Source organism: Umezakia ovalisporum Ak1311, assembly GCF_029891685.1.
Taxonomy (GTDB): domain Bacteria; phylum Cyanobacteriota; class Cyanobacteriia; order Cyanobacteriales; family Nostocaceae; genus Umezakia; species Umezakia ovalisporum.
Window position 1 is genome coordinate 47,888 of the sequence record NZ_JANQDJ010000018.1, and the last position, 14,934, is coordinate 62,821.

Sequence of the window (14,934 nt, forward strand, 5' to 3'; positions counted from 1 at the left end):
GAAAACCTATCATACCAAATGAAATGATCAGAAAGGTGAAAAACCCTTCTTTGCAGTTTATTTAATTCACATTTCTTATCAACTGTTAATTAGACAAAAATCTGAATTACAACTGCCACTACACAGTATTTACAAGCAAGGGTTATACTTTGTAGAAAAGAAGTTTTTCAGTTTGTTTTTAACATTGTCCTCAAAAATCAATGGATCTAAATTTTCGCTTTGCCATAGTTAGTGACCTACACATTGCCCTTCCCCATACTATCTGGGATCATCCCAACCGATTTCATCTGGTAGAAGTTAGTATTGCTGCTTTTGAAAGTGTAATAGAACATTTAACACAACTTAATTTAGATTTTCTCTTACTTCCTGGAGACTTAACTCAACACAGCGAACCCGAAAATCATCTTTGGTTGCAAGAACGATTAGCCAAGCTACCTTTTCCCACCTATGTTGTTCCTGGTAATCATGACGTTCCTGTGCTGACGGCAAATGAGCAATCAATTGGTTTGGCTGATTTTCCTTATTATTACCGCAAGTTTGGCTACGAAAACCCTTGCCGACTTTACTATACACATCAATTGCTGCCAAAAGTGCGCTTAATTGGTCTTAATTCTAACTTTTTTAACGAGGAAGGTGATTTGATAGGGCGTTTGGATACTGAACAACTGATCTGGTTAGAAGAGGTACTAGCAGCAGCTGATGATGAATTAGTAATGGTGATGGTACATCACAATGTTGTTGAGCATCTACCGGAACAATTGCGCCATCCCATAGGTAAGCGTTATATCTTAGAAAATTCTCCGCACTTGTTACAAATTTTACGGCGTTATGGAGTTAAGCTAGTATTTACAGGACATTTACACATTCAGGATATTGCTTGCTCACAAGGAGTTTATGATATCACCACTGGTTCCTTAGTTAGTTACCCCCATCCTTATCGTGTCCTGGAATTTAGACAGGATAATTACGGTAGAAATTGGTTGCAGATTATATCACATCGCATAGAAACATTACCTGATTTTCCGAACCTGCAACATTTATCACGTCAGTGGATGGGCGATCGCTCTTTTCCCTTTTTGGTTAAGCTGTTGACTCAGCACCCCTTAAACTTACCATTATCACAAGCAGAAAAATTAGCTCCTGGTTTGCGGGATTTTTGGGCAAATATTGCCGATGGAGATGCTTTATTAGACTATCCCCAATTTCCCCCAGATGTACGTCGCCACATTCAAACCTATGGTGCGAGGGCCAGTGGTATTCCCACCCTCATTGATAATCACAGCACCTTGCTCTTAGGAGAGTCAAAATGAGGATGTAGGAACCGGGGAAAGGTCAAGCCTCACCACTGATGGGGTGAACAACTGCAAAAACAGAGGTATACCCATGTACAAAGGTATTACCGCCAACAGGGCCGATTTCTCCGTTACAGAAAAAGCCACCTATGGGTATATCTTGAATGTAACGCCTAAATAACTGGGAATCAAAATTAGACTGGCCGTAAAGGCTTTGGCCACGACCCACACAAGAAAACATCAAAGCTGCCGCCGCTGGTTGCAAATAGTCTTGGTTTTGATACTGTTTAAGCAGTAATTCCAAGTCTTCGGCCGAGGCTTTTGCATCACGCAGTTGGAATTGTAGACGTTGACCGGGACGTACGACATCCCCAATAGCGATGGCCCCAACGGATGGATCTACCCCCAAGATACTGCGAATTAAAAAGTCTCCCTGTTGTACGGATGATTTGAACTGATCCATCACTATACCCACAAACAAAGAGTGTTGTGCCAGGATTCGCTCTTGTTCACTCAGGCTAGCAATCATATCTCGTAACACCACTAGCGGAGCTGTTTCATCCAATTCCAGAATGATATTACGTTCAGCTTTTGTCACTTGCATAGGTAGCCCAATGGGTCGGCATCCTTGGGCCACAATTGTTTGTAAAACAATATTCCCACTCAATGCCAACCCTAGGGTTCCCTCACGATACAGCTGTTGATCCAGCCCGTTGGCGGCATCGTGACAAAATAAAGATATCTCACGGCTTAAACCTCCAGAACTAGCCTGTCCCCCGATGATCACCGAGCCAGGGTAGGCAAAATCCAAACCCTGCAATAAATCATTGATTCTCGGAGAAAATCCACTAGACAGCAAAATGAATTGAGGGGCTGGAGATGGTTGCACACCAATTACATTTATCCACGCATCTGGTGAACTATCCAAGTCAGGTAATTGTTCTGCCGTAACATGAAAAGCTTGTACATTCACCCCAGGTAAATGCCCCAAAGTCAGACTAATAGCAGGTACTGTCTCTAATTCTTGGGGTTCTCCTGTAGCTTTAGTACCAATTACCCCCAGACCACTGCACCCAATCATTACAGGTATGGAGAGTTTTTCAGCCAGCAGGGGTAAAAGTCGGGAATACTCACTGGCAAAAGCAGAGGAAATGAATACTAGCCCTAAATCCGCAGGTGCTGTTAAGGAAGACGCAGCCTGTTCTACTACATCTGTAACAGCTGCTTCTAAAGAAGGACGGGTTGATAGGGCATTTGCCCACTGCATTTGGTCTGCCATGAGTTTTGGGCTGTTTTTTTTGGTTAGTCTACTAGGATTTTATTTTTACAACTGGTAACCCCTACTACATAATATACTGAACACAGGGGCGGGTTTTTTATCTAAAGATGCCTAATTGGTAAAATTTGTATGTGATTAGCCAATATACGCAACCATTTTTGGTTTATTTGTTGCCAAGAACCTTGGGTTTATTGATTAACGTTTATTTTCACTATCTTACAGCTAAGTGCAACACAATGGCAATCAAAGTTTATGCACTGTGTATAATAAAAAACGCCAAAAGAATCAATGTATGTCGAGGTTTGGTGTGAAGGGAATGTGATGTAATCTCATGTTCCCTAAAATTGGACATTTTTTATGAATTTAAAATAACATTGCCTTATGTTTCTGGCAACATGTTAGCTTCGGGCAGGAAACCAGTCTTCTCCAACGTAAAACATTTGTTGCACTATTAAGTTCAATGTTTTCTGCATGAAAGTGACCATATAGAAAAATTAAGACAAAGTTTAGGTATTTTTGCCTTAATTTATGATAATTTACATTGTGTTTATGTTTTCAGCATAAATCAGCACAAATATGTAAAAATCCGCCATTAAAACTATCTCCCTAGGGTAGTGACACCGGGATTTTGTATCACTTGTCCAGCAGCAACGTTTCTGTGTGTTTTATATCCATCATACAAATCTATACAAAGATTTATTAAGCATAAATACATTGTTAAACTACAAAAGTAAGTTCTTAACTATACAGAGTCGCTTTTGTATTTTAAGTATGCATAAAAAATCAGGGATATATTTTTTGTCTCTGCATAATTTTTGCCAATGTATTGTAGAATTAATTGTTTATATTATCCACAGTATAGGTAATGCTTAATAGATTCCTAACTATTTTATTCAAGATGGATCATTAAGCTAAAATACTCAACGTAACAGCTAAGTCGTTAGAATGGTAAACGATAAAACAAAAAAACGCCATTCTGAAAGTTTTTCTATACTGGTACTTAAACCACACAAAGAGACTAAACTATGAGCGACATCCAAGAAACAATTGCAGCAGAAGTACAACAAGCTCGTACTGTCTGTGACATTTCCGGTAGCAACTCGGCTGAGTGTGCAGCTGCTTGGGATGCGGTGGAAGAATTACAAGCTGAAGCTTCCCATCAGCGTAACAAAAAGCCAAAAAATTCCCTAGAGCAGTACTGCGACGATAACCCAGAAGCTGCTGAGTGTCGGGTTTACGACGACTAAAGACTGAGTTGGTAAATTTGTTTTACCCCACTAGCAAGCAACTAGAATCTACTTACTGATATCTTGCAACTGGCCGTTAACCCCAAATCCACTTGAAATCCACTTGAAATCCACCCTTTTTAAACATCTTCTCTCTACTGAGGAAGGTAAGTTGACAAGCATAGATTCGGGTGAGTCTAGGAGGTTGATGTTGAGAATCTATAGATCCTGAACAAAAATTGCCAATGACTGTAAAGATAAGGTTTTTTTTGGACGTACTAGGTCATAATTTGGGCATGAGTTCCTTAACTCTCCCGATGGTGTTATGGCATGGTGCAGGGTGTTTAAGTTGAAGGTTTGCCAGTTGCTTGTTTTTTTTAACCGGAACTTCAGCAAACTCCGAATAATTGATTTAAATTTATTATTAGTTTAAAAAAAATTATGAATGAAGTGTGGTTTCGCCAGTTTGTCTGGACTGACTATCGACTGGCTTTATTATTTTTAGTGTTTATTCCTCTAATTCTACTAATTTGGGTATTTGTACAAAAAGCTGAAGGAATGCAACGCCTGTTAACTATTTACTGGAGAGTATCCAGTCTCCTATTCATCACGATTTATTTGATGATTGCTCAGTACCCGGTTAGCTTTATCTCCGCCTTGATGGCGCGAATTCTGATTCCCATTTCCCTGTGGTTCTGGGTGGATCTCAACGATGAAATTGAGTATCACCCCAGTAGCCCTTTAAAGCTGATTTTTGTCTCCTGGCGCTGGGCTGTAACTGTTTATTCTATTTTGGGTGCAGTTGCTCTTGTACCTTTTATTGGCTGTGCTTTATCGGAAACAGGGATTAAAACTTCCCGTTGTCAAGTTTGGTTTGAGGCACCCTTACTATTTAAACAATATTTCCATTATAATAGTAAACCTGGTTTTCTAGGCTTTCTGGGCATAGTTGGTTTAGTTGTTTATGTGGTTTATTTGACCTACTTTGTCCTGGTTAAACTGGGCAAACAGGGCCGTTCAGCTACACAACACTAGTTCACGATGAATAATTCTATTGGTAAGCGTTTGGAACAATACACAAGCAAACGCCCCCAAGAAATTTTACTGGTAACATTGAAAGTCGGGGACGGGCAAGATAAAGTTGCGATTTTTAAAGGTTTCTCTAGCTCCTTGATGCGCCCAACCGCATTTGACCCAGATGTGCCCGTTGTACCGGATGGAGCAATGATTTTGAGTGTTGATCGCATCAAAAGTCCTTACAATCCTGAAGCGCCTCGTTACATCCAAAAAGAAATTTCTTGGGAAGCTATGGAAGTTTTACTCGCGGAAGTTGGTGTTTGATGGTCATTGGTTATTAGGAATTTACAATTTTTGCTCATTCCCCTAGAATTATGTCTCTTTCTGGATATACTCTCCCGGTTTTTGCCTGTGCTTCTGCTATGGCCGCCTTGCATTGGTTACGCCACCGTCAACCTTTAACATCTGTGTCGGTGGACTTGATTGAACCGCCCCAAATTGCAGAAATATCAATTGAACAGGTAGCAGGACTGTGTAACAATACGGCTTTGGCAATTACTCGCAGTGAACCAGGTGATAACCTAGATTTAACCAGAAATACGCCAATTTGGGCAATGGTACAATGGAGGGTTGGAGATGGGGAAAATGTAATTATTCAAGGTGGAGAAGGTGTTGGTAAACAGATCAATGCTGATAACCAACCGGCTATTTATGCCTATGCTCAAAAGCTGCTACAAGATAATCTCAACCGGATGCTCGCAGATGACGAGAAAATCACAGTGAATATTATCTTACCAGAGGGGCGATCGCTTGCTGTTCGCACTTCTAATTCTGCTTTTGGTGTAGTGGAAGGACTTTCGCTGTTGGGGACTAGTGGTATTTCTCAACCTTTGAGTACACCGGATCAATTAGGTGCTTTTCGCAGGGAATTACAACACAAAGCCACTCGTTTTCAAAGTTTGGTATTTTGTATTGGCGAAAATGGTCTTGATTTGGCGCGTCAACTCGGTATTAATCCCGAACAACTGGTAAAAACTGCTAACTGGCTAGGGCCATTGTTAGTGGAAGCTGATCTGTTGGGTGTCAAAGAAATTTTATTATTTGGCTATCATGGTAAGTTGATGAAGTTAGCCGGGGGAATTTTTCACACCCATCATCACTTGGCTGATGGTCGTCGGGAGATTTTAGCCGCGCATTGTGCCCTAGCCGGTTTAAAGTCAGAAGATATAGGGGTTGTCTTTCATAGTCCTACAGCTGAAGATGCATTAAAACACCTAAAATATTTAGATGCAGCAACAGGTAGTGATTGGGTTAATCAAGTTTATGGTGCCATGGCTGAAGCTATCGATAGCCGCTCCCAAGAATATATTCAAAACCATAGTCAGCGGGGAAGCAATGCTACAGTTTGCGGTTCTGTTCTTTTTGACCGCCATCGCGAAATTATCATCAAGAGCAAAATTGGTTGCCTCTTAAGCAAAAAATTATGTTAATTTATTATGAATAATCATAAATAATTCAAATAGATATTTTTTTAGTAGCTACTCTCTGTTAAATCTTTCTTTGTCATACCATGCCATTAGCATGGCTAGTAAGCTTATTCTACAAGAGCGTTTGTTGGCGACATACTCAACCATTCACTTGCTCAACCAGGCGATGAGTGACATCGAGTTTAAACTACAAAGCGCCCATCTATTTCACATTCACAACTCCCCCCATCATGAATACAGTGGTGACTCTGCCCAATGAACAAGCATCTCAAATGGAAAATTTGGGTAAGCTAGACCGTCAAATAATCCTAATTTTAGACTTTGGTTCACAATATTCGGAATTAATTGCCCGTCGGATCCGGGAGACTCAAGTATACTCGGAAGTTCTCTCATACCGCACAACATCTGAACATTTACGAAAACTAAATCCCAAGGGCATTATTCTCTCCGGTGGACCTAGTTCAGTTTATGCTGACAATGCCCCCCATTGTGATCCAGAAATATGGAATCTGGGCATTCCCATTTTGGGTGTTTGCTATGGTATGCAGTTGATGGTTAGTCAACTCCATGGTGAAGTGGCAAAAGCCGAGCGGGGTGAGTATGGCAAAGCGTCATTATACATAGATGATCCAACAGACTTACTAACTAACGTTGAAAATGGCACTACCATGTGGATGAGTCACGGAGATTCAGTGACCAAGATGCCATCAGGGTTTGAGGTGTTAGCTCATACAGAAAACACCCCCTGTGCTGCCATTGCCAATCACGACAAGAAACTTTATGGTGTACAGTTTCATCCTGAAGTAGTACATTCCATTGGTGGCATAGCATTAATCCGTAACTTTGTTTATCATATCTGCGATTGCGAACCCACCTGGACAACAGAAGCTTTTGTTGAGGAAGCAATTCGCGAAATTCGCGCCAAAGTTGCTGACAAGCGGGTACTGTTAGCATTATCTGGGGGGGTGGATTCTTCTACCCTAGCCTTTTTACTTTATAAAGCCATTGGCGATCAGTTAACCTGTGTGTTTATTGACCAAGGCTTTATGCGTAAATTAGAGCCGGAACGGTTATTGAAACTATTTAAAGAACAGTTTCACATTCCCGTTGAGTATGTCAACGCCCGCCATCGGTTTTTAGATACCATTAAAGGTGTTACAGATCCCGAAGAAAAACGCCGGTGCATTGGGCATGAATTCATCCGGGTATTTGAAGAAACATCTAAACGCCTCGGACAGTTTGATTATTTAGCACAGGGGACTCTGTACCCAGATGTTATCGAGTCTGCTGATACCAATGTTGATCCCCAAACCGGGGAACGAGTGGCGGTAAAAATCAAGAGTCATCACAACGTTGGTGGTTTACCCAAGGACCTGCGATTTAAACTGGTAGAACCATTACGGAAACTGTTTAAAGATGAAGTCCGTAAAGTAGGGCGTTCCATTGGTTTACCAGAAGAAATTGTCCAACGTCAACCCTTCCCGGGTCCTGGTTTAGCAATTCGCATCTTAGGGGAAGTCACCCCCGAAGGGTTAAAGATTCTCCGGGATGCTGATTTGATTGTTCGCCAAGAAATTAACAAACGTGGTTTGTATCACGAAGTTTGGCAAGCATTCGCTGTTTTGCTGCCAATTCGCAGTGTGGGGGTTATGGGGGATAAACGTACCTATGCTTACCCCATTGTCTTAAGAATTGTCACCAGTGAAGATGGTATGACCGCTGATTGGGCCCGTGTACCTTATGATGTACTGGAAGAAATTTCTAACCGCATTGTCAATGAAGTGAAAGGTGTTAATCGCGTGGTTTACGATATCACCTCTAAGCCACCTGGAACCATAGAGTGGGAATAATTTTCGCCCCCACATTTATTTAATCAACCACTATAAACACAATAGACACAGATGAACAATAATTCATCTGTGTTTTTTGATACTTTAAGTATGATTGGCAATATATTTGCAACAAATCCAGAAAAGTTTTTATACATTTCATATTGACTTTTATTCTTAAAAGTTTTAGATTCTTTTATGAAATAGTTGAAAGTAATTAGCAGTATTTTTGCAAATAGTTCTTGATGGAGAAGGGTAAATGAGTATAAACAAAAAAAGCTTGTTGGGTGCAGGGGCAGCATTAATGGCCTTAATGGGTCTAGGAATTACTACTTTTAGTGGAATGGAAGCAACAACAGCTAATCCTACTTCTAATCAACAAGCACCGCGGTTAATTGCACAAAAACTGAAAAATTTAAGAGTAATTTTTCCTAGTCGTGCTGATTCAACAGATTTGCAATCTAAGGCAGATGCTGTAGCAGCTTTTTTATCCAAGGAAATGGGAATCTCTGTCAAAGCACAGATAGGTGATGATACAGCTGCGGTGGAAGCTTTGAGAGCAAATCGGGCTGAGGTAGCTTTTTTAAGCAGTCGTCCAGCTTTGAAAGCTGAAGAATTGGCAAATGCTCGTTTGTATCTGGCAGAAGTACGCGATAACTACTCTGGCAGATTCACTTATAATTCGGTATTCGTTGTGCGGGACAATAGTGCCTTCAAAAGTGGAAAAAATGCTAAAACAACCCTAGAACAACTACGGGGCAGAAGAATAGCATTTACATCTCCTACTTCAGGGTCTGGGTTTATTTTTCCTGTGAGTGAATTGGTAAAACAGGGGTTTGTCTCCGATCGCGATCGCCTCAATGTTTTCTTTGGTCAAATTGCTTATGGTGGTAACTACAGCAAAGCCTTACAAGCATTACTACGTGGTCAAGCAGACGTAGCTGTTGTTTCAGAATATGCTCTGTTACCACCTTACATTACAGAAGAAGACAGGAAACAGTTGCGAGTACTGTATGGAATTTCTGGTGTACCTGCTCATGGTATCGTTATTGATGATAGAGTTCCTGCACCTGACAGAGAAAGATTAATTAACGCTCTACTCAAATTAAATCAGTCATCAAATAACCAACTGCTACGTAACTTGTATAACTCTACCGAATTGGTGAGAGTGGATCATGATCGTCACTTAGCACCAATTCGTAAAGCTCTCCAGCGTGTGGGGATAGAACCCTAAAATTGGTGCTGTGTACCTAAGGGCGGGTTGAAGTAGTAAATTTGTGAATAGATACAATTTTTGCTAAATCCGCCCTGAAATAAGTTTTATATCCGTAAATTGATGAAATTGACCAAGGCAGAGGATGAGTGATTACGTAATTGAATGTCACAACTTAGAGACACCTTATGTTGGCTCTTTGAATCGCCCGATCCTCAATGATATTAACTGTCAAATTAAGCAGAGTGAATTTGTTGTACTGCTAGGACTCAATGGTGCTGGTAAGTCTACATTATTGCGATCACTTGTGGGGTTAGTACCATTAGTCAGGGGAGAAGTTCGGATTAACGGCGTGGCAATAAATACACGCATACTACCCCATATCCGCCGCGATGTAGGAATGTTGTTTCAAGGTGGTGGGTTAATTCCCCAGTTATCAGCAATTGAAAATGTGTTGTGCGGTAAGCTCGGCACAAAAACAGCTTGGCAAACACTATTGGGCTTTCCTAAACGGGATCGCTTTTTAGCATTAGAATTACTCAAACAGTTGGGTTTAAAAGACTTAGCCTATCAAAAAACTAGCAAACTCAGTGGTGGACAGCAACAAAGAGTGGCCATCGCTCGTGCTTTAATTCAATCACCAAAAGTACTTTTAGCAGATGAACCCACTAGCGGCTTAGATGTTATTGCTGCCCAACAAGTAATGGAAGCTTTAGCTGAATTACACACCCAGCATGGCATGACCATTGTCACAGTTCTACATGACTTAGGAATAGCGGCCAAATATGCCCAGCGTGCCATTATTCTGGATGCTGGCTGCATCGTCTATGAGGGGCCTTGCGATAACTTGCAAGCTCAGTTTTTAGTAAATGGTCATTAGTCCAGAGTCCATAGTCGGTAGTAATTACTTTAGGTGACTTTAGTGGCCATCAAGTTTATTTTTGGTTTTGAATGTACATTATGGGTTAAACTGAGGTGTTAAATGTGTTTGCCATGTTTCCCTGGTGTGTACTATTTTGAATCAAATCTGAATCGAAAAACCTACTGGTTTGCTGAATTAGTTTGTGAGAAAGTGCCTGATCAAAAACTTCAAAATACCATCTGTGGGATAGTTGAGTAGTTAAATTTATTTGCACCGACCTACTTGTAATGATTTGTCCACCAATTTCTAAATTTCTTGGCCGCTACTCTTGGGTAAGTCCCTTAGTCATCTTATTAATTGCTGTTATAGTTTATGGTTGGGCTTTGCAAGGGCTTCGGCTTGATTTTGAACTGCTGACATCTAGCGCCCCCTACATTACTGATTTTATTTCGCGCTTATTTCCTCCGGATTTTACAGTTATTGACATTGCCATCAAAGCACTGATTGAAACTGTACAGATGTCTCTTTGGGGAACAACCATTGGCGCTATTCTCTCTGTACCAATAGCCGTTGCTAGCGCTAGTAATGTTGCTCCTACTTGGCTGCAATGGCTGGCTAATTTGGTGCAAAATGCTGTGCGTTCTGTCCCTTCAATTATTCTCGGGCTAATTTTCGTTGCTGCCACAGGTTTAGGGGCACCTGCAGGGACTCTGGCTTTAAGTATATATACTATCGGCTATTTAGCAAAGTTTTATCAACAAGCTATTGAAGCACTTGAGCCTCGGTCTTTAGAATCTCTACAAGTTATAGGGGCATCTCCATGGCAAATTGCTCAATATGGAATTTTACCACAAGTGCTGCCCCTGAGTTTGGGTTATACCTTATGGATGTTTGAGTACAATATTCGTGCTGCTTCTGTGTTGGGGGTGGTGGGTGCAGGTGGTATTGGTTTTCAGTTAAAAAGTTATATTGATGGGTTTGAATATACCAAAGCCACAACCATGATGTTGGTACTTTTGGTAGTTGTGACAGTGATAGATGGTTTCAGCAGCCAGTTGCGTCGTCGCCTTGAATCGACATGATAGCCACTTGCTCATCAAGCACCCATACCCGAATATCGTTTCAATCCAATACGCCACAGCAGACGATTTGCACCCAAAAATATCAATATCCAACCTAACATTGATACAAATCCCCGTCCTACATCTACAGGTAGTCCCACCAAAAGACTTGCAGGGAAAGCAATCAAATAGGGAAAAGGTGTAAACATGACTATGATTCTCATAGGTTCGGGAAAAACATCTAAAGGCGCAATTAACCCAGACAAAAATAAATAAAACAAAAACCAGAAATTTTCCAAAGCGCTAGCACGTTCAGTCCAAAAGGCGAACATACAAAATGTGTACTGAATGACAAACCGTAAGACAAAAGCTAGAATTATGGCTAAAGCAAACAGTAATAATTGCCCCAAACTTGGTAACCAAAGAGCTTGGGGATAAAGCATAAAAAACAAGACTACCAGTAACACTGCAAAAGGTAGGCGTGCTGCCCTTTCAGAAATATGAGCTGCAACGTGGTGCCATACTGGATCTAGGGGTTGTAACAACCGGGATGATAACTTACCCTCCACTACTTCCCTTTCAAAATCCCAAATTACCCAAACAACAGTGATTTGCCTCACAAAAAAAACCGTGATGAAATAACGGGCAAAATCTAGAGGTTTTAAACCAAACTCTCCACCTTGAGCCGCTTGTATCCACACACCCATTAAAATGATTGGCAAAGCCCCAGACAAAACCCATAAAATTAGTTCTGCCCGATACTCAACCATGTAGGCATAGTAAACAGAAAGAAAAGTTAAGATTTTACTAATAATTTTTTTCACTGCAATTACAAATTACGAATTACACCACTCCAGCTTGAAAAACCCTACCAATCACTTCTTCTATTGGCGGTTCGGTTACGGTTAAATCGATGACTTCTAAATCAGCTAAAATCCGAGATACTGAGCGAGTCAGGTTTTCTCGTGGGACGATGAAACTTACTGCTCGTCCCTCCAAGAGTTGCACATCACCATAAAACTTCAGCTTTTCCCTTGGTTGGGGCTCGGCTAACTCAATGTGGACTTCCCGGTGAGGAGCGAAACTTTCCAGCAGTCCATCCAAACTACCGTCGTACATTAAACTTCCCTGGTGAATCAACAGCACGCGCTCACATAAAGCAGTAATATCAGCCATGTAATGGCTAGTTAATAATACTGTAGCTTGATAACGCCGATTATACTCACGCAAAAAGTCCCGCACTGCCACCTGTGCATTTACATCTAGTCCTAGTGTCGGTTCATCTAGGAACAATACATGAGGATGGTGCAAAAGTGCTGCTAACAGTTCGGCTTTCATCCGTTCACCTAAAGACAATTTTCTTATCGGTTGAGTCAGCTTACCTTCTAAAGTCAGCATCTCTGTTAATTCCCCGACTCGCTTTTGGAATTCTTTATTCGAGATGTTGTAAACAGCAGCGTTGATTTTTAAAGAATCCAGTGCTGGCAAATCCCAGATTAACTGCTGTTTCTGACCCATAACCAAGGTAATTTTTTGTAAAAATGCTTCTTGGCGAAGAAATGGTATGTGTCCAGCCACTCTGACTGTTCCGCTGGTGGGATGAATCAGCCCTGTAAGCATTTTTAAGGTGGTGGTTTTACCGGCACCATTAGGCCCCAAAAAACCCACCACTTCCCCAGGTGCAATTTCAAAAGAAACATCTTGTACTGCTTTAATTGAACGGTAGGTGCGACGGAAAAAGTGGGTGATTGTGCCTTTTAGACCCGGTGATTTAACAGCCACTGGGTAAAATTTACTCAGATTTTCTACAGTGATGATTGACATAAAATTGACATAAATTTTATCTTTAAACCACAGATTTTATCTGTGTTTAAATACCAGTGTTACTTTAAACGTCCAGAGCGCAAAATACTAATAACTAGCCACAAACCTAATAAACTGGCAGCAGCAAAAAGAACGCTACTTAAAACAGAGAGTTGAGTTGTTTGGGTTTTGGTAGAAATAATTGCTGCTCCCATAATTAGAGAGCCTACTAGTATGCTAAAAGATAATCTGTTAGCAGCATCATCCATAGTCCGCCGCATACCATCTAAACCGTTTAGGGAAAGATTCCACTGTAAGGTTTCAGAAGTAACTCGATCTAATAACAGTTCAATTTGCCGGGGAGATTGTAACGATAAACTCTTAATATCTAGGGCAGTTCTTAACAGCGATCGCACTGGATTTTCCCCTAATAGTTGCCGCCGAAACAAATCTGTAATTAATGGTTGAATTTCTTCAAATAAATTAACTTGTGGGTTGAATGCACGAGCTACTCCTTCTAAATTTGCGAGGGTTTTAGCATATAAGCCCATATTGCTGGGTAAGGGAATTTTATTATTACGGGCGACTTGTAAAATTTCATAAATTACCTGACTAAAATTTATTTCAGTCAAGCTGACATTATGATACTTCCGCAACATGCGATCATAATCATTTTCTAACCGTGATAGAATCACCGGCTGGGAAGAACCTGCTAACTGTAAAGTTAATTGAGCGCATCGACCCGCATCTAAATCAATGATTGCTAACAGCATTTCTGTTAATATCTGCTGGGTGCGGGGGTCAAGCCTGCCTACCATTCCACAATCTAAAAGCCCAATTCGACCATCTACGAGATAAAATAAATTGCCAGGATGGGGGTCAGCGTGAAAAAATCCGTCAATATATAACTGCTGGAAAAATGCTCGAAACAGCAAAGTGGTGATTTCTTGACGTTGTGTGTGAGGATCTTTACCTTTTTGCAAGTTATTCAAATTTGCCGCCAGTAAAGGTACTCCATCCAGCCATTCCATGACCAATAACTTTTCTGTGGTTAAGTTCCAGAAAATTTCTGCAACTACCAATTGTTTGGGATCAAACCAGCGACTACGGGATAAATTACCTCGCAACTCATCTGTAAAGCTAGCCTCCAATGTGAAATCTAACTCATCTTCTAAAGCTTTAGTAAATTCTTTAGCAATAGATTTAATTTCGTAGGTTTGCCCAAAATCTGTCCGGGCTACTAAATCAGCAATACCTAAAATAAGAGCGATATCTTGGGGAACAGTGAGTTCAATTCCTGGACGTTGCACCTTTAAAGCCACTTCTTTACCATCTACTAATGTGGCTCGATGAGTCTGGGCGATTGATCCCGCCGCTACGGGAACAGGATTAACTGTACTGAAAGTTTCTTCAAGTGGACGTTTAAGTTGTTTGCGAATGATTACTTCTACTTCTGTCCAAGGAACTGGGGGTACTTCATTTTGCAAAGTTGAGAGTTCTTCAATATAGGTAGCATTCAGTAAATCTGGACGGGTGGAGAGTAACTGACCAAGTTTGACATAAACTGGCCCTAAATCCACCAGGATATTTTTTAAAACCGCAGGTGTGGGTAGCTGAGGTTCATCAGTTTTACCACCAGTCAGTAACCTTCGCATATAGTCCCAGCCATGACGGAAGACTACTTCGATGATTTCTCGTTGACGAGGAACAGTTTGGGTGAGGAACATGGTGGGAAAATGGGGAGAGGGGAGAGATAACAAAGATCAGGGAGATGGAAAGACCAGGAATCAAAAATAATTTCTCTTTCCCTTGGTCTGTGGATCCTATTCTCCCTAATCATGACAACAGACATTCCATTTATAGTA

14 protein-coding genes are annotated in these 14,934 nt (G+C 41.0%); 10 read left to right on the plus strand and 4 right to left on the minus strand.

The window, feature by feature from the left end; translation table 11 throughout:
• The first annotated feature begins 200 nt into the window (after window positions 1–200).
• Window positions 201–1,310, plus strand: coding sequence for a metallophosphoesterase family protein (locus NWP25_RS02950; RefSeq protein ID WP_280650735.1), 1,110 nt, complete (start codon window positions 201–203; stop codon window positions 1,308–1,310).
• Window positions 1,311–1,332: 22 nt separating this feature from the next.
• On the opposite strand, the gene NWP25_RS02955 is transcribed toward NWP25_RS02950, so the two are convergent.
• Window positions 1,333–2,571 (minus strand): FIST signal transduction protein, encoded by a 1,239-nt coding sequence (locus NWP25_RS02955; RefSeq protein ID WP_280650734.1) that lies wholly within the window; start codon window positions 2,569–2,571, stop codon window positions 1,333–1,335.
• A gap of 1,025 nt (window positions 2,572–3,596) precedes the next feature.
• On the opposite strand from NWP25_RS02955, the gene NWP25_RS02960 reads away from it, so the two are divergent.
• From NWP25_RS02960 to phnE, 9 genes are all read left to right on the plus strand, one after another.
• Complete coding sequence (locus tag NWP25_RS02960; RefSeq protein WP_280650733.1) at window positions 3,597–3,818, plus strand: Calvin cycle protein CP12; 222 nt, start codon at window positions 3,597–3,599, stop codon at window positions 3,816–3,818.
• A 420-nt stretch (window positions 3,819–4,238) separates the two neighbouring features.
• Window positions 4,239–4,832, plus strand: coding sequence for a DUF3177 family protein (locus NWP25_RS02965; protein WP_374912130.1), 594 nt, complete (start codon window positions 4,239–4,241; stop codon window positions 4,830–4,832).
• Between the two features lie 6 nt (window positions 4,833–4,838).
• A complete protein-coding gene (locus tag NWP25_RS02970) occupies window positions 4,839–5,138 on the plus strand; it encodes a DUF7734 family protein (protein ID WP_280650732.1) in 300 nt (99 codons plus the stop codon).
• A gap of 50 nt (window positions 5,139–5,188) precedes the next feature.
• Window positions 5,189–6,304 carry a cobalt-precorrin-5B (C(1))-methyltransferase CbiD gene (cbiD, locus tag NWP25_RS02975; protein WP_280650731.1) on the plus strand — a complete coding sequence of 372 codons (1,116 nt, stop codon included), beginning with the start codon at window positions 5,189–5,191 and terminating at the stop codon, window positions 6,302–6,304.
• Between the two features lie 91 nt (window positions 6,305–6,395).
• Entirely contained in the window at window positions 6,396–6,560 is a 165-nt protein-coding gene (locus NWP25_RS02980) for a hypothetical protein (protein ID WP_280650730.1), read from the plus strand.
• On the plus strand, window positions 6,532–8,151 hold the full coding sequence (guaA, locus tag NWP25_RS02985; protein WP_280650729.1) for a glutamine-hydrolyzing GMP synthase: 1,620 nt from the start codon (window positions 6,532–6,534) through the stop codon (window positions 8,149–8,151). The genes NWP25_RS02980 and guaA overlap by 29 nt, the downstream gene beginning before the upstream one ends.
• A 238-nt stretch (window positions 8,152–8,389) precedes the next feature.
• Complete coding sequence (locus NWP25_RS02990) at window positions 8,390–9,364, plus strand: phosphate/phosphite/phosphonate ABC transporter substrate-binding protein (RefSeq protein WP_280650728.1); 975 nt, start codon at window positions 8,390–8,392, stop codon at window positions 9,362–9,364.
• Window positions 9,365–9,488: 124 nt separating this feature from the next.
• Window positions 9,489–10,223 carry a phosphonate ABC transporter ATP-binding protein gene (locus tag NWP25_RS02995; protein WP_280650727.1) on the plus strand — a complete coding sequence of 245 codons (735 nt, stop codon included), beginning with the start codon at window positions 9,489–9,491 and terminating at the stop codon, window positions 10,221–10,223.
• A gap of 269 nt (window positions 10,224–10,492) precedes the next feature.
• Window positions 10,493–11,287: a phosphonate ABC transporter, permease protein PhnE gene (gene phnE, locus NWP25_RS03000; RefSeq protein WP_280650726.1), complete on the plus strand. Its 795-nt coding sequence runs from the start codon at window positions 10,493–10,495 to the stop codon at window positions 11,285–11,287.
• A gap of 14 nt (window positions 11,288–11,301) precedes the next feature.
• Here phnE and NWP25_RS03005 read toward each other — a convergent pair whose 3' ends face one another.
• The 3 genes from NWP25_RS03005 to NWP25_RS03015 all read right to left on the minus strand — a co-directional run bounded on the left by NWP25_RS03005 (window position 11,302) and on the right by NWP25_RS03015 (window position 14,796).
• Entirely contained in the window at window positions 11,302–12,036 is a 735-nt protein-coding gene (locus NWP25_RS03005) for an ABC transporter permease (RefSeq protein WP_374912155.1), read from the minus strand.
• 73 nt (window positions 12,037–12,109) lie between these two features.
• Window positions 12,110–13,090: an ABC transporter ATP-binding protein gene (locus tag NWP25_RS03010; RefSeq protein WP_280650724.1), complete on the minus strand. Its 981-nt coding sequence runs from the start codon at window positions 13,088–13,090 to the stop codon at window positions 12,110–12,112.
• 59 nt (window positions 13,091–13,149) lie between these two features.
• Window positions 13,150–14,796 (minus strand): ABC1 kinase family protein, encoded by a 1,647-nt coding sequence (locus tag NWP25_RS03015; protein WP_280650723.1) that lies wholly within the window; start codon window positions 14,794–14,796, stop codon window positions 13,150–13,152.
• Between the last annotated feature and the right edge of the window lie 138 nt (window positions 14,797–14,934).

What these genes read in the sequence shown, in the direction of transcription:
- NWP25_RS03010 (WP_280650724.1), bottom strand. Translation starts at nt 13,090, where the DNA reads ATGTCAATCATCACTGTAGAAAATCTGAGTAAATTTTACCCAGTGGCT.
- NWP25_RS02970 (WP_280650732.1), top strand. Translation starts at nt 4,839, where the DNA reads ATGAATAATTCTATTGGTAAGCGTTTGGAACAATACACAAGCAAACGC.
- NWP25_RS02950 (WP_280650735.1), top strand. Translation starts at nt 201, where the DNA reads ATGGATCTAAATTTTCGCTTTGCCATAGTTAGTGACCTACACATTGCC.
- NWP25_RS02990 (WP_280650728.1), top strand. Translation starts at nt 8,390, where the DNA reads ATGAGTATAAACAAAAAAAGCTTGTTGGGTGCAGGGGCAGCATTAATG.
- NWP25_RS03015 (WP_280650723.1), bottom strand. Translation starts at nt 14,796, where the DNA reads ATGTTCCTCACCCAAACTGTTCCTCGTCAACGAGAAATCATCGAAGTA.
- guaA (WP_280650729.1), top strand. Translation starts at nt 6,532, where the DNA reads ATGAATACAGTGGTGACTCTGCCCAATGAACAAGCATCTCAAATGGAA.
- NWP25_RS02980 (WP_280650730.1), top strand. Translation starts at nt 6,396, where the DNA reads ATGGCTAGTAAGCTTATTCTACAAGAGCGTTTGTTGGCGACATACTCA.
- phnE (WP_280650726.1), top strand. Translation starts at nt 10,493, where the DNA reads ATGATTTGTCCACCAATTTCTAAATTTCTTGGCCGCTACTCTTGGGTA.
- NWP25_RS02955 (WP_280650734.1), bottom strand. Translation starts at nt 2,571, where the DNA reads ATGGCAGACCAAATGCAGTGGGCAAATGCCCTATCAACCCGTCCTTCT.
- NWP25_RS02965 (WP_374912130.1), top strand. Translation starts at nt 4,239, where the DNA reads ATGAATGAAGTGTGGTTTCGCCAGTTTGTCTGGACTGACTATCGACTG.
- NWP25_RS03005 (WP_374912155.1), bottom strand. Translation starts at nt 12,036, where the DNA reads ATGGTTGAGTATCGGGCAGAACTAATTTTATGGGTTTTGTCTGGGGCT.
- cbiD (WP_280650731.1), top strand. Translation starts at nt 5,189, where the DNA reads ATGTCTCTTTCTGGATATACTCTCCCGGTTTTTGCCTGTGCTTCTGCT.
- NWP25_RS02960 (WP_280650733.1), top strand. Translation starts at nt 3,597, where the DNA reads ATGAGCGACATCCAAGAAACAATTGCAGCAGAAGTACAACAAGCTCGT.
- NWP25_RS02995 (WP_280650727.1), top strand. Translation starts at nt 9,489, where the DNA reads ATGAGTGATTACGTAATTGAATGTCACAACTTAGAGACACCTTATGTT.